This is a genomic window from Streptomyces sp. NPDC127129 (assembly GCF_042671585.1).
Classification (GTDB): domain Bacteria; phylum Actinomycetota; class Actinomycetes; order Streptomycetales; family Streptomycetaceae; genus Streptomyces.
Genome location: NZ_JBHXTV010000005.1, coordinates 165706 through 179487, shown reverse-complemented (window position 1 = coordinate 179487; position 13782 = coordinate 165706). Strand labels below are relative to the sequence as shown.

The window sequence follows — 13782 nt, the reverse complement described above, 5'->3', positions numbered from 1 at the left end:
CGCCATCCGGGTGAGGCTCAGGGAAGGTCCACCCAGCGGGACGGCCGGGACGGCCGTGGTGCAGTATGGCCCGGATGCGTAGAGGACTTGTTCACGCCATGGCGTGGTCGCTCGCCACAGGCGCGGCGGTCACGCTCTCGTGGTGGGGTGTGCACACGGTGCTGGCGGGCACGGTCTACGACCCGCCGCGCGCGCTGCCCATCCCGGCCGGATCCGGCAGCGACGGACCGGACGGCAAGGCCGGTGACCCGTCGGCCTCCTCCACCCGGCGGACAACGCCCTCCTCCCCCACGCCGCCCGCCGCGTCCGGCTCGACTGCGGCGTCGCCGTCCGCCTCCGCGACGCCCTCGCGCAGGCCCAGCACGCCGAAGCCGTCCTCGCAGGCGCCGCAGGGCGGGGGGAGCGTGAAGAGCTATGCCGTGGACGGCGGTCTGGTCGCCTTCGACCTCGGCGAGACCTCGGCGGAGCTGGTCTCGGCCACCCCGGCCTCGGGGTGGCAGATGCAGGTGTGGAAGCAACCCACCTGGATCCGGGTCACCTTCACCCGGGACGGCCGCGAGCTGTCGGTCTTCTGCGTGTGGCACGACACCGCGCCCCGGGTGGAGATCGAGGACCGCTGACGTCCGCCGGCCTGGCGGCGCGTCAGCGGAAGACGGACGCGGGCGGTACGGGCGAGGGCTTGGCGCTGGCGTCGGTCACCGGGGTCGCTCCCCCGGTGAAGTCGGTGAGCGTACGGCCGTGTTCGACCCGGCCCGGGTGCGGGTCGGTCGCCACCCGGCGGGTCAGTTCGGCGACGGGCAGCTCGCGGTCGGAGGCGAGGAGCACGGCGTTGCCGAAGCGGCGGCCGCGCAGCACGGTCGGGTCGGCGGTCAGCGCGAGTTCGGGGAAGACGGTGGCGGCGGTCGCGACCTGGCCGCGCAGATGGGTCAGCGGCGGCCCGTCGGCGAGGTTCGCCGCGTAGAAACCGCCGGGCTTCAGGACCCGGCGGACCTCGGTGAGGAACTCGGTGCTGGTCAGATGCGCGGGCGTGCGCGCTCCGCTGAAGACATCGGCGATGATCAGGTCCGCCCAGCCGTCCTGCACCTTGGCGAGGCCGGCCCGGGCGTCCGTGGAGCGGACCCGGATGCGGGCGGTCGTGTCGAGGGGCAGCTCACGGCGGACGAGCTGGACCAGCGGCCCGTCGAGCTCCACTATCTGCTGGGTGGAGCGGGGCCGGGTGGCGGCGATGTAGCGGGCGAGCGTGAAGGCTCCGCCGCCGAGATGGACGGCCTGGAGGGGCCGGTTCGGCGGGGCGGCGAGATCGGCGATGTGGCCGAGGCGTCGCTGGTACTCGAAGGACAGGTGGCCGGGGTCGTCGAGATCGACGTGCGACTGCGGGGCGCCGTCTATCAGCAGCGTCCAGCCGCGGGGCCGCTCCCGGTCGGGTATCAGCTCCGCGAGCCCGCCGTCGACGGTCTCGACGACGGCGACGGCGGCTGCCGCCTTCTCACGCTGTCTGTTCCTTGCCACGTGCCCATTATCGGCGCCCGCCGGACTCCCCCGCCCGACGAGCCCCCGGCATGATCCGGAAGACAGGCCCACGTGGCAGCCGCCCGGCCCAGTGGCAGCAGTCGGCCCAGTGAGCAGCCGCCCGGCCCATGGGCAGTAGTCGGCCTCGTGGCAGCCGCCCGGCCCAGTGGCAGCAGTCGGCCCAGTGGCAGGCGCCCGGCCCATGGGCAGCAGTCGGCCCAGTGGCAGCCGCCCGGCCTCAGTGGCAGCCGTCGGCCGCTTCGATCAGGCGCGCCGCCTGGCCGAGGGCCTCGCGCAGCACCATCGGGTCGGTGACCTCGCCGGTGTCCCCGGGCGGCAGGAGCCAGCCGGCCGGGCGGGGCACGTCACCGGCGGGCCCGGGAAGCTCGGGCAGTTCGGGGATCCGCAGGCCGCGCCCCGAGGTCTGCGTACAGGCGCTGCCCGGCATGTCCCAGCCCGCCGCCGTGCCGGGCGGCACCAGGAAGCCGAGGGTGTCGCAGGCCCCGTCGTGCAGCACGGGACCGACGACCGGGGTCCCGCCCCGGCGGAGGATGTCCACGGCCTCCAGGCCTTGGCGCGCCGGCACGGTCACCAGGTCACAGGGCTCGGCGTGCGGGGCACTGGCGTCCGGGGTGGGTGCGTGCCGTGCGGTCGACTGCGATCCGATCTCCAACAAGGGGACCCCTCCTTGCTCCGAGAAGACACGTTCCGTCTCTCCGCATGGTTCAACGCCCGTGCGCGTCAACGGCTACGGCGGCACGCCGCCGCAAAGGATGGCAGTTCATGGCAGATCGCGAGCGAGATATCCGATTTATGGCAAAACTCAGCGTGTGCGCCCGGACACAGCAGGTACGTTCATGCCCGGCCGGAACACCGGCAGCACAGGAGAGGGCTCGGCCATGGCGGTGTCAGGGGCAGTTCCCAATCTCGCCTTCCGCCGACTCCGCGGACAGCACTCGCCGGCGGAGTTCGCCGCGGCGGTCCGGCGGGCGGCGCGGGAGATCGGCGAGCGGGTCGCGTGCGACGCCCGCTACATCGGGCGCGTGGAGGCGGGCGAGATCCGCTGCCCCAACTACGCGTACGAGCGGGTGTTCCTGCACATGTTCCCCGGTCTCTCCCTGGCGGACCTGGGCTTCTCGGCGCGGGAGACGGTACGCGGCCGACGGCCGGCCGTCTCGGCCGGAGCGCCCCCACCCGCCATCACGACCCGGAACGATGAGGAGAGCGACGTGCTGCGTCGCGCATTCATGACGAGCGGCACCGTCACGGTGGCGGCCGCCTCGCTGGGACTCGGCGGCACCGCCGTCGCGATCCCCGCCCCCCGCGGGGCCCACAGGATCGGCGAGGCCGAGGTCCGCGCCGTCGAGGACGCCGTACGGCAGATCCGGCTGCTCGACGACCGGCACGGCGCCGACGGTCTCTACAAGGCGGCCGCGCAGCCGCTCCGGGCGGCGTACGCCCTGCTCGACGCGGGCACGACGGCCCGCCGCTCCACCGAGGACCGGCTGCACGCCGGCGCCGGCGAGCTCGCGATCTCCGTCGGCTGGCTCGCCCACGACTCCGGACGCTTCGACGACGCCCGCTCGCACTACGCGGAGGCGCTCGCCACCGCGCGCGTGGCGGGCGACCCCGCCCTCGAGGCGCACGCCTTCTGCAACACGTCGTTCCTGGCCAGGGACGCGGGACGGTACCGGGAGGCGGTCCGCGCCGCCCAGGCCGGTCTGCGGGCGGCCCAGCCGCTCTCCTCCGACCGGCTGCTCTCCCTGCTCTCCCTCCGGGAGGCGGGGGCCTGGGCGGGAATCGGCGACCGGTCCGCGTGCGAGCAGGCCCTCGGCCGCGCGCACACCCACTTCGCCCGTGGGCAGAGCGAGGGCGACCCGGAGTGGATGTCGTTCTTCGGGGAGCCGGAGCTGGAGGCGCTGGAGGCCCACTGCTGGTCGGCGCTGGGCGACTGGAGCCGCGCGGCCCGCCACGCCCATCGCGCGAGCGTCCTCCAGAACCCCCACTTCGCCCGCAACCTCGCCCTCTACCGCGCCCAGCTCGCCTGCAACCTGGCGCACGCGGGCCGTCGGGACGAGGCGGCGGCGGAGGCGCGGCGGGTGGTGGACTCGCTGGGCGACGTCCAGTCCTCCCGCATCCGCCGCATCCTCACGGACACGAGCCGGGTCCTCGCGACCACGCACTGAGCGGGCCCTCGCGACCACGCACTGAGCCGGAACCCCGCGACCGCGCACCGAGCGGGCGGCGGCCCTGACACCGGGAGCGGCCGGACCCGCGGCGGCCCTGACACCGGGAGCGGCCGGACCCGCGGCGGCCCTGACACCGGGAGCGTCCGGACCCGCGGCGGCCCGGACTCCGAGGCGTTCCTACTCCAGGTGCCCGGTGTCGTTCCAGCGCGACAGGGCGGGCTTGCCGTACATCCAGCCGAGGACCGACAGGCTCGTCGGGTCGAGGCCGATGCGGGCGCCGAAGGAGACCTCCTCGCCCAGCCAGCGCGCCGCGAGCGAACGCAGGATGTGGCCGTGCGCGAAGACCAGCACGTCCCGGTCCTCCGACCGCGCCCACTCGACGACCTCGTCCACCCGCGCCGCGACCTGCGCCCGGCTCTCGCCCTCGGGCACGCCGTCGCGCCACAGCAGCCAGCCGGGCTGGACCGCCTGGATCTCGGCCGGGGTCAGCCCTTCGTACGCCCCGTAGTCCCACTCCATCAGCGCGTCCCACTCCCGCGCCCGCTCGCCGAAGCCGGCGAGGTCGCAGGTCTCACGCGCGCGTACCAGCGGGCTCGTACGGACCTCCACGTCCGGCAGGCCGTTCCACGGCCCCCGGTGCAGCCGCTCGCCCAGCAGCTTGGCGCCGCGCCGGCCCTCGTCGAGCAGCGGGATGTCGGTCCTGCCGGTGTGCCGGCCACTCAGCGACCACTCGGTCTGGCCGTGCCGGGCGAGCAGGATGCGCGGTGCCATGAAGGCTCTCCAGGGGTTCACGTATCAGGTGCACCCCCATCATCCCGCACATGAATTCACGGCGTCGCGCGGGCGACACGGACCGCCCGCCGGCCACCCGCCGGCCACCCGCCGCCCACGCGCCACCCGCCCGTGGGGCGGTCGGGAAGCACCGTCGGACCGGAACCGCGACCGGATGTCAGTGGCGGATGGGAGACTTCCGCGGGTGAGCGCATCCCTGGACGGCGGAGCTCCCCTCCCTCCGCAGACGACACAACGGCACGGGACCTCCCCCGCTCCGGTGAAGCCGAGAGTGTGGGAGAGACTCGCCGAGTTGCGCGGCCCCGCCGTGGCGCCGCACCCGCTGGACGCGCGGGCACTGGCGGCCCTGGCCGCCAACCCCGGCTGCCGGCGGCGCGCGCTGCTCGACGGAGCCGGGGTCGACAAGACCGCGCTCGCGGCGAAGCTCGGTTCGCCCGCCGCCTTCGGGCAGTCGCAGTTCGCGTTCATGCGGGGCAACGCCTTCGAGGCGAAGGTCAAGGCGGACGGCGGCCGCGAGCTGCTGCGGCTGCTCGGCATCGACGAGCCCGACGCGGCCCTGGTCCCCGATCTGACGGCGGCCGGCCCCGAGGGGCGGGCGGCCCGCACGGCGCTCGCGCTGCGCGAGGCGACCGCCGCCGGCGGGTGGGCGCTGCTCGACCACCCGATGCTGGCCCTGGAGGTGGCGGGCTCCCCCGCCTACCTGGAGCCCGACGCCGTGGTGGTGCACCCCGACGGCCGGTGGACGGTCGTGGAGATCAAGTCCTTCCCGATGATCGACGGTTCCGCCGACGCCTCCAAGGTGGGCGCGGCGGCCCGCCAGGCGGCGGTGTACGTCCTGGCCCTGGAGCGGATCGCGGCGCTGACCGAGGGCGCCCAGGTGGCGCACACCGTGCTCCTCGTCTGCCCGAAGGACTTCTCCAACCTGCCGACGGCCTCGGTCGTCGACGTACGCAAGCAGCTGTCGGTGACCCGCCGACAACTCAACCGGCTCACGCGGATCGAGGACATCGCGGCCGCCCTGCCCGACGGCGTCACGTTCGACGTGGAGTCCTGTTCGGCGGAGGAGCTCACGGCGGCAGTGGAGTCCGTTCCGCACGCGTACGCGCCGGAGTGCCTCTCCGCCTGCGAGCTGGCCTTCCACTGCCGGGAGCGGGCCAGGGCCGCCGCCGCGGTGGAGACGCTCGGGCGTTCGGTACGGGGCGAGTTGGGCGGCCTGACCACGATCGGCGCGGTCCTGGCGGCCGCCCGCGGCGAGGAGGGCGACGCGGAGGACCCGACCGTCGACGCGCTCCGCCGGGCCCAGGCCCTGCGCGCGGAGGCACTGGCGGGCGCGCCCGCACGTTCCGCGGGGACGGCCGTCGAATGTCCCTGCTGAGCACGAGGCCGGCGCGCAGCACCGGACGAGGAGGCTCCTCATGTCGCTGATCTCCACCCTCGCCCGGCTGGAGGCCGTCGAGTCCGGCCGGGCGCAACCGCTGGCCACGGTCCGGCACCGGCACGTCGCCGACCGTCCGCTCGTCCTCGTACCGCTGACCACGGCAGGCGAGGCGGGCGCCCCGCTCGGCGCGCTGGTCGGCACCGACCGCGAGGAGCCCCGGCTCCTGGTCGTCGCCCAGCCGCGCGACCGGGACCTGCGGTTCGCCTTCCTCGCCGACCTGGCCGAGGAAGTCCTGCCGTACATCGACTCGTTCACCGACGCCGTGGAGGCGGCGGAGCGGAACGAAACCGATCCGGAGACCGGGAAGAAGGTCAAGGTCGAGGTCGACCTCTGCGCGGACGCCCCGCAGCTGATCGTGCCGAGCCGGGCCGGCATCGAGTACGTACGGCTCCTGGGGCGGTCGATGCGCTTCCGCCGCACGGCGGAGCAGGACCCGGAGACGCCGTTCCCCGCACCCCCGCGCGTGCCGCTGCTCGGCCGCTGGCTGACCCACTTCGGCGAGCGGGCCCGCGTGCCCGGCTCCTCGCTGCTGCTCTCGGCGACGGACCTGCTCAACCGGCATTGGGCGACGGGCCAGTCCTCCCTGGAGGACCAGCACCTCGGCGCGCTCCTGGCCTGGATCGACCCGTACGACTCCGAGTCGGGCGCGGAGGGGGCGCTCCGCGCCGAACTCGGCCGGGACCGTGAGGGACAGCTGCTCTGCCCGCCCGCCGGTCCCGCGACCGACCCGGCCTTCGACAACCGGCTGCTCGCACCCGCCGTCGAGCGCTTCGACCGGGCCCGGCAGGCACTGGCCTCCGCCGAGGACGGCGAGAGCGCCGACGAGCGGCTCGGTGAACTGCACCGCGCCGAGCGGGAGATCCGCCGGCTGATCGCCTCCCAGCTGAAGCCGACGTGGGACGCGGTCTGGCGCGCCGTCGACCTGCTGCGGGAGCTGCCCGCGGGAGCCCGGGTGGCGGACAGATGGACCCGCGACCGCTGGTCCTTCACCGGCCATCGGGACCGGGTCACGGCCGGTGAGCCGCCGCAGCCCCGCCGCGACGACGCGGTCACGGCGGCGCAGAAGCTGGCCGCGCGCGAGTCCGCGCAGGGCCAGCTGGAGGCACAGGAGGCCCTCGACGACCCGCTGGTCCTCGCGGGGCGCCGGCTCTCGGGCGAGGCGTTCGTCGCGGAGGTGGCGGAGGTGACGATGGCCTGGTCGGAGTCGAAGCGCCCCTCGCCGCGCCCGCTGCTCACGGTCCGCACGGACGACCGCCCTCACTTGGGCGCGGGCGTGAAGGTGTACCGCTCGCTCGAAGGCAAGCCGCAGACCGCGGAGTTCGTACGGCAGGAGGAGGACGGCTCGCTCGTGCTGCGGATCACCGACCGGATGGGCCGCTCCAAGGAACCCGCGGAGGGGTCGGTGCCGGAGAAGGGCGAGCGGATCGCCTGGACGCTCTTCGAGCACGAGCAGCGGGTCGGCGCGAAGCTCCCCGACCCGGAGGAGACGCCCTGGACGCACGGCGGGCCTCCGCGCTCCGACGCCGCCGAACTTCCCGACGCCGTCACTCCGGAGGACCTGCTGTGAGCACCGAAGTCTTCGACCCGTCGGCGGAGGCGGCACGGGCCACGGCCGCGATCCTGGCCGACACCCTGCACGGGAGCGCCCGGGGCGTCGTCGTGGACTCCCCGCCGGGCGCGGGCAAGTCGACGCTGGTGGTCCGCGCCGCGCTCGAACTGGCCGAGGCAGGACGGCCGTTGATGGTCGTCGCGCAGACGAACGCCCAGGTGGACGACCTGGTGCTGCGGCTCGCGGAGAAGCGTCCCGACCTGCCGGTGGGGCGACTGCACTCCAACGACAGCGATCCGTACGACAAGGCGCTCGACGCGCTGGAGAACGTACGGAAGTCGCCGAAGGCGGGGGCGCTCGCGGGGCTTCCGGTGACGATCTCGACGTCCGCGAAGTGGGCGCACGTGAAGAACGTCGAGCCGTGGGCGCACGCGATCGTGGACGAGGCGTACCAGATGCGCTCGGACGCGCTGCTCGGCGTGGCGGGGCTCTTCGAACGGGCGCTGTTCGTGGGCGACCCGGGGCAGTTGGACCCGTTCTCGGTGGTCGGCGCGGAGCAGTGGGCGGGCCTGTCGTACGACCCGTCGGCGAGCGCGGTCTCGACTCTCCTGGCACACAACCCGGAGCTGCCGCAGCACCGGCTGCCGGTGTCCTGGCGGCTGCCGGCGTCGGCGGCGCCGCTGGTGTCCGACGCGTTCTATCCGTACACCCGGTTCCGCAGCGGCACGGACCACGGCGACCGGCGGCTGACGTTCGGCGTGCCGTCGGACGGCTCGGGCCCCGACCGGGTCCTGGACGAGGCCGCCGAGTCGGGCTGGGGCCTGCTCGAACTGCCCGCCCGGCACACGCCGCGCACGGACCCGGAGGCGGTCGGGGCGGTGGCCCTGGTGGTGCGCCGTCTCCTGGACCGGGGCGGGGCGGCGGTCAGCGAGCGGGGGCCGGACCCGGTCCCGCTGACCCGGGACCGGATCGCGGTCGGCACGGCCCACCGCGACCAGGCGGCGGCGGTCCGCGCGGCGCTGACGGAACTGGGCGTCACGGGCGTGACGGTGGACACGGCGAACCGCCTCCAGGGCCGGGAGTACGACGTGACCGTCGTCCTCCACCCCCTGTCGGGCCGCCCGGACGCCACGGCCTTCCACCTGGAGACGGGCCGCCTCTGCGTCCTGGCCTCCCGTCACCGCCACGCCTGCATCGTGGTCTGCCGCGCAGGCGTAGCCGACCTCCTGGACGACCACCCGTCGACGGAACCGGTACAGCTGGGCGTGACGGTCAAATTCCCGGACGGCTGGGAGGCGATGATGTCCACCTGGGATTTCTGGTCCGATCACCGCGTCTCGTGGCGGCCCTGAGACCCAAGTTCCGCGTCCAGTGGCGGCCCTGACCGGTCAGCCGGGGGCGGAGGTCGGGCGGGGGGTCGTGGTCGCGTGGGCGAGGAGGGTGTCGACCGGCCACTGGTCGTCGGCGTGCTCGCCGTACTTCACGGCCGCGATCCGGCCGTCCGGGGCGATCAGGAAGTCCGCGGGCAGTCCGAGCCGGCCGCCGCGCGGGTTGCGTACCGGCGGGCGTTCCCGGCCGCGCAGCATCCCCCATGTGCCGACGAGCACGGCCCTCGCGATGGGCCACCACGCCCGTGGGGAGAGCAGCGACCGGGGTGAGGACTCGACGCCGAACTCCGCGTAGAGCCGCTTGTCGGGGTCGGCGACGACCGCGAACGGCAGCCCGTCGAGGTGCGGATGGAGTTCCTCGGGGGGCGAGTGGAAGACCACGACCTCCCGGATGCCCGCCTCCTCGATCTCCTGGTGCCTGCGCACGAACGACCGCAGGTGGAGGTGGCAGATCGGGCAGCCCGCGAAGCGGCGGAACTGCAGATGGACGAAGCAGTCGGGGTCCGGCACGGCGACCGGGGGGCCGAGGACCGGGTCGAGCGTGCGGGCGGGAACGGGCGCGCCGGGCATGAGCATGGACGACCTCCACGTAGGCGTACGGCGTACTCCTAACAGCGTAGGCGTATGCCGTACGCTGTCAACCCGTGCCCCGCCCTCGCTCCCTCGCCCCGGAACAGCTCGCCGCCGCCGCGCTCGTCGTCATCGACCGCGACGGCCTCGCGGGCCTGTCGATGCGCGCGGTCGCCAAGGAACTCGGCATGAGCACGATGGGGCTCTACCGGTACGTGGCCGACCGCGACGAGCTCGAAGGGCTTGTCGTCGAGCGCGTCCTGAGCTCCGTCGACCCGGCCCCGCCCCCCGCCGGCACGCCCTGGCGGGCGCGGATCGAGGTCATGGTCCGGCGCCTGCGCGACAGCGTCGGCGCGCACCCGGCCGCCGTCCCGCTGACGGTCACCCACCGGCACCGGCTGCCCGGGCTGCTGCGCTGGTCGGAGTCGGTGCTCGGGCTGCTGGCGGAGGCCGGCATCGACGGCGAGCGGCGCGTCGTCGCCCTGCGCGGCCTGATCTCGTACGTCGTCGGGGCGATCCAGCTCGAACACCTGGGGTCCCTCGCCGGCGCCGGGACGACCGCGATCGCCGAACTGCCCCGGGACCGTTTCCCGTACATGACGGAGGCAGCCCGTCATGCCCCCGGCATCGACGCCGAGCGGGAGTTCTTCGGCGGCCTCACGGTCTATCTCCGCGGCCTCGGCGACTGACCGCCGCCCGCCCTCTTGCGCGAAGCGGGACAATGGAAGCCGGCCCGGGTGTCCGGGCCGCGTCTGTGCGAGGAGGAGAAGGACGATGGCGGAATCCGCGGAGCGCAACGAGCAACGGCGGCTCCGGCCCGCGCCGCTGATCTTCGAGCCCGCCGAGGCGACCGCGGACCCGGAGCACTTCTTCGACCTGGAGTCGATCGAGGACCCGCGTGAGCTGCTGGCGCGCGCGACGGAGCTGACGCTCGCGTTCCGCGCGGCGACGGACCGGGCCATCGAGTACCAGGCGATGGCGGCGGCCCAGCTGGCCGACCCGCGCCGCTTCGACCGTCTGACGGCGGCGGACGTCGCCGAACGGGCGGAGTGGACCGAGGACTACGCGCGCCGCATGATCGACTTCGGCCACGACCTCCTCCGTACGACCACCACCCCGACGGACGAGTAGCCCGACGGACGACCGGTTCGCCGGACGACCGGTTCGACGGACCAACCGCTCGACGGACGAACGGTTCGACGGACCAACCGTTCGACGGACCACCCGCCCCACGGACGACCCGCCCGACGGTCCACGGACGGCCCACCCCACGGACGACCCGCCCGAGGCCCGCGGGCTGCCCGGCCGACGGCCCGCAGGGGCCGATCGTCGCCGGTGCCGGGGTGCCGAGGGGCGAGGGAGCGCGAAGGCGTCCCGGCGCGCCGGGGCATCGGGGCGCGTCGGGGTGCGGGCGCCGACACCGCACGCCCCTGTTCGCGCCATGCGCCCCCGCCATCGGCGGGTGGCATATGCCGGGGCGAAAGATACTCCCCTCGCACCACCCTTGTCCGGGTTTCCGGCAACACGCGGAAACCGCTCCGTCACCGCCGGTACACCTGACGTCATGAGCGCATGGCTGCGAGACGAGACCCCCCTGAGCCCCGCCCAGAGCGACGCCGACGAGCGGCGGACCGACCGGGGCGACATCTTCCGGTTCCTGCGGGACGCGGACGACCGGCGTCATCACTCCGCGCACGTCACCGCCGCCGGCGCCGACTGGCTCGCCTCCGCCACCGCGTACCCGCGCTCCACGCTCGCGCTCTGGGAGTCCCGCCCCGCCGCCCCCGCCGTCCTCCCCTGCGGGGCCGTCTTCGACGTCGTGAACGTGGAGCCGATCTTCGGGCGCCGGATGCTCGACCGGCTCTGGGCCGAGGGCCCGGGCTCCGGGCCCGTCGCGATCCACCGCGGCCGGATGCTCCTCTTCGCCGCGCCCGGCACCGCCCAGCGGTTACCGGCCCTGCTGCACTGGGAGGAGTGGGGTGACACCGTTCCGCCGCCGCTCTGCCACGGCACCGGGGACGCGGTGACGATCCCGCCGCTGACCCCGCCGAGCGCCTCCGGCCCCCGCTGGGTGGTCGCCCCCGACACCCGCAACCCCTGGCTCCCGGGCCCCGAGGTCATGCTCTGGGCCTGCGTCCGGGCGGCCCGCGCCGCCTCCGCCGCCGACGTGCGGATATCGATTTTTCCTCCCGCCGATCAGGATGCTAAGGTCTACGACGTCAGCAGGCGCCGCTAGCTCAGTTGGTTAGAGCAGCTGACTCTTAATCAGCGGGTCCGGGGTTCGAGTCCCTGGCGGCGCACAGACGGAAGAAGCCCCTCGCGGAAGCGGGGGGCTTCTTCGTTTCCCCCGCCGGTCACGCCCTCAGGTACGTCAGGACGGCCAGCACCCGGCGGTGGGTCTCCTCCGCGGGCGGCAGGTCCAGCTTCCCCAGGATGTTGCCGATGTGCTTGCCGACGGCCGCCTCGGTGACGACGAGCCGGCGCGCGATCTCCCCGTTCGAGTGCCCCTCGGCGACCAGACCGAGGACCTCCCGCTCGCGCGGGGTCAGCGCCTCCAGCGGATCGCGGCGGCGGCGCAGCAGCTGCCGGACCACCTCGGGGTCCACGACCGTGCCGCCGTCGGCGACGCGGCCGAGCGCGTCCAGGAACTCCTCGACCTGGCCGACCCGGTCCTTGAGGAGGTAGCCGACACCGGTGCCGTCGCCCGCGTCCAGGAGATCGGCGGCGTAGGTCCGCTGCACGTACTGGCTGAGGACGAGGACGGGCAGCCGCGGACGCTCGGCGCGCAGCGCCACGGCGGCGCGCAGCCCCTCGTCCTGGAAGCCGGGCGGCATCCGCACATCGGTGACGACGATGTCCGGATCGTGCTCCGTGACCGCCGCGCGCAGCGCGTCCGCGTCGCCGACGGCGGCCACGACCTCGTGGCCGAAACGGGCAAGGAGACCGATCAGGCCCTCGCGGAGGAGGACGCTGTCCTCGGCGAGGACGACGCGGAGGGCTCGGACAGCGGTCGGCACGGGATCTCCACTCCTAGAACGGTCGGCCCGCCCGGCGGGCTCATGATCGTCAGTGTGCCATCGAGGACGGCGAGCCGGTCGGCGAGTCCGGTGAGCCCGGAGCCGCGGGCCGGGTCGGCCCCGCCGCGCCCGTCGTCCTCGATGCCGACCCGCAGCCGCCCGTCTCCGTACCGGGCGGTGATGCGGGCCTGGGCGGCGCCGCTGTGCTTGCCGATGTTGGCGAGGGCCTCGCAGACGGCGAAGTAGCCGGCGCTCTCCACGGCGGTGGGCAGCCGGGGCAGGTCGACGTCGGTGTCGACGGGCACGGCGGAGCGGTCGGCGGCGTCGGCGAGGGCCGCGCCGAGGCCGTAGTCGGCGAGCACCTGCGGATGGATGCCGTGGATGAGTTCGCGCAGCTCGGTCAGGACCCGGCCGGCCTCCGCGTGGGCCTCGGTGAGCAGGTCGGCGAGCGGGCCGGGCGGGGCGTCGAGCCGCGCCAGCCCCAGGGTCATGGTGAGGGCGACCAGGCGCTGTTGGGCTCCGTCGTGGAGATCGCGCTCGATCCGTCGCCGTTCGGCCTCGAAGGCGTCGACGAGCCGGGCGCGGGAGGCGGTGACCTCGCCGATCCGCTCGCGCAGCTCGGCCTCGCGGGGTGCGAGCAGCGCCCGGCCGAGGGCGGCCCGGGCGCCGGCGAGCGCGGCCAGCGGGTAGAGCAGGGCGACGAGGAGGACGCACCCGAGGAGGGCGGCGGCGAACGCCTGCGGATAGGAGGTGACCAGGTACGCCTTGACGACCTTGGCCTCCTCGCCGTCGACGGCGAGCTGGAGGGGGGCGCTGATCAGGGCGGCGGGCAGCCCGAGGGCGACGGCGAGGACGATCAGGTCGAGCGGCCACAGGACGGTGGCGTGCAGGACGGCGTACGCGAGCTCCCGCCAGGTGGCCTGTTCCCGGACGCGGACGCGGAGCCAGGCGGCCAGGCCGGGCGCGTCCGGGACGCGGTGCGGGTCGGCGGCGGGGTCGAGGTCGACGAGCCGGAGCCGGCGGCGCTCGATGCCGCCGAGGGCGACGCCGGCGAGGAGGAGCAGCGGAAGCCCGACGAGAACGAAGGAGAAGAGGACGAGCAGCAGCAGGACGAGCAGCGCGAGCGCGCCGGTGAGCACCCCGGTCGCCAGATAGCCGGCGGACCGCCAGGGCCAGACGGTCCTCGGATACCCGGCCCGGGTGAGGGCCTGCCAGGGGGTGGGGGTCGCCATGGGGTTCACCGTAGGGGGCGGTCGCCGGGCGGGGCCATCGGTCTGGTGGGTGTACGGGGGTAGGCCTGGCCCTACCCCCGTACGGCGCGGGGGCCTGG

14 protein-coding genes and 1 tRNA gene are annotated in these 13782 nt (G+C 74.8%); 9 read left to right on the top strand and 6 right to left on the bottom strand.

Translation table 11 applies throughout. From position 1 onward, the window contains the following. Positions 1-65: 65 nt before the first annotated feature. A complete protein-coding gene (locus ACFVGW_RS11735) occupies positions 66-620 on the top strand; it encodes a hypothetical protein (RefSeq protein WP_385851827.1) in 555 nt (184 codons plus the stop codon). A 22-nt stretch (positions 621-642) separates the two neighbouring features. Here ACFVGW_RS11735 and ACFVGW_RS11730 read toward each other — a convergent pair whose 3' ends face one another. Together ACFVGW_RS11730 and ACFVGW_RS11725 are read right to left on the bottom strand one after the other, a co-directional pair. Next, positions 643-1509, bottom strand: coding sequence for a spermidine synthase (locus tag ACFVGW_RS11730; RefSeq protein WP_383294209.1), 867 nt, complete (start codon positions 1507-1509; stop codon positions 643-645). 238 nt (positions 1510-1747) lie between these two features. Beyond that, a complete protein-coding gene (locus ACFVGW_RS11725; protein WP_385851826.1) occupies positions 1748-2185 on the bottom strand; it encodes a hypothetical protein in 438 nt (145 codons plus the stop codon). Between the two features lie 223 nt (positions 2186-2408). On the opposite strand from ACFVGW_RS11725, the gene ACFVGW_RS11720 reads away from it, so the two are divergent. Next, the gene (locus tag ACFVGW_RS11720) at positions 2409-3695 is read left to right on the top strand and encodes a tetratricopeptide repeat protein (protein WP_383223923.1); all 1287 of its coding nucleotides are present in this window, start codon (positions 2409-2411) and stop codon (positions 3693-3695) included. Positions 3696-3875: 180 nt separating this feature from the next. Here the strand turns inward: ACFVGW_RS11720 and ACFVGW_RS11715 are convergent, their stop codons facing one another. Further along, positions 3876-4469 carry a histidine phosphatase family protein gene (locus ACFVGW_RS11715; RefSeq protein WP_383223924.1) on the bottom strand — a complete coding sequence of 198 codons (594 nt, stop codon included), beginning with the start codon at positions 4467-4469 and terminating at the stop codon, positions 3876-3878. 205 nt (positions 4470-4674) lie between these two features. On the opposite strand from ACFVGW_RS11715, the gene ACFVGW_RS11710 reads away from it, so the two are divergent. From ACFVGW_RS11710 to ACFVGW_RS11700, 3 genes are read left to right on the top strand one after another with little or no spacing between them, the layout of a single operon-like run. After that, positions 4675-5865 (top strand): hypothetical protein, encoded by a 1191-nt coding sequence (locus ACFVGW_RS11710; RefSeq protein WP_385851825.1) that lies wholly within the window; start codon positions 4675-4677, stop codon positions 5863-5865. Positions 5866-5905: 40 nt separating this feature from the next. Continuing rightward, complete coding sequence (locus ACFVGW_RS11705) at positions 5906-7495, top strand: hypothetical protein (RefSeq protein ID WP_385851824.1); 1590 nt, start codon at positions 5906-5908, stop codon at positions 7493-7495. After that, positions 7492-8829 carry an AAA domain-containing protein gene (locus ACFVGW_RS11700; protein ID WP_385851823.1) on the top strand — a complete coding sequence of 446 codons (1338 nt, stop codon included), beginning with the start codon at positions 7492-7494 and terminating at the stop codon, positions 8827-8829. The genes ACFVGW_RS11705 and ACFVGW_RS11700 overlap by 4 nt, the downstream gene beginning before the upstream one ends. 36 nt (positions 8830-8865) lie before the next feature. Here ACFVGW_RS11700 and ACFVGW_RS11695 read toward each other — a convergent pair whose 3' ends face one another. Then, entirely contained in the window at positions 8866-9441 is a 576-nt protein-coding gene (locus ACFVGW_RS11695) for a peroxiredoxin-like family protein (RefSeq protein ID WP_383223931.1), read from the bottom strand. A gap of 68 nt (positions 9442-9509) precedes the next feature. Here ACFVGW_RS11695 and ACFVGW_RS11690 point away from each other — a divergent pair, with 68 nt between their 5' ends. The 4 genes from ACFVGW_RS11690 (at position 9510) to ACFVGW_RS11675 (ending at position 11735) form a co-directional block, all read left to right on the top strand. After that, complete coding sequence (locus ACFVGW_RS11690) at positions 9510-10124, top strand: TetR/AcrR family transcriptional regulator (RefSeq protein ID WP_385851822.1); 615 nt, start codon at positions 9510-9512, stop codon at positions 10122-10124. Positions 10125-10209: 85 nt separating this feature from the next. After that, positions 10210-10566, top strand: a complete 357-nt coding sequence (locus tag ACFVGW_RS11685) for a hypothetical protein (protein ID WP_383294226.1) — start codon at positions 10210-10212, stop codon at positions 10564-10566. Between the two features lie 433 nt (positions 10567-10999). After that, on the top strand, positions 11000-11671 hold the full coding sequence (locus tag ACFVGW_RS11680) for a bifunctional DNA primase/polymerase (RefSeq protein ID WP_385851821.1): 672 nt from the start codon (positions 11000-11002) through the stop codon (positions 11669-11671). Continuing rightward, positions 11662-11735, top strand: a tRNA-Lys gene (locus ACFVGW_RS11675). Before ACFVGW_RS11680 ends, ACFVGW_RS11675 begins: the two co-directional genes overlap by 10 nt. Before the next feature lie 54 nt (positions 11736-11789). On the opposite strand, the gene ACFVGW_RS11670 is transcribed toward ACFVGW_RS11675, so the two are convergent. Together ACFVGW_RS11670 and ACFVGW_RS11665 are read right to left on the bottom strand one after the other, a co-directional pair. Then, complete coding sequence (locus ACFVGW_RS11670) at positions 11790-12452, bottom strand: response regulator transcription factor (protein WP_352187503.1); 663 nt, start codon at positions 12450-12452, stop codon at positions 11790-11792. Beyond that, the gene (locus tag ACFVGW_RS11665; protein WP_385851820.1) at positions 12383-13684 is read right to left on the bottom strand and encodes a sensor histidine kinase; all 1302 of its coding nucleotides are present in this window, start codon (positions 13682-13684) and stop codon (positions 12383-12385) included. The genes ACFVGW_RS11670 and ACFVGW_RS11665 overlap by 70 nt, the downstream gene beginning before the upstream one ends. Between the last annotated feature and the right edge of the window lie 98 nt (positions 13685-13782).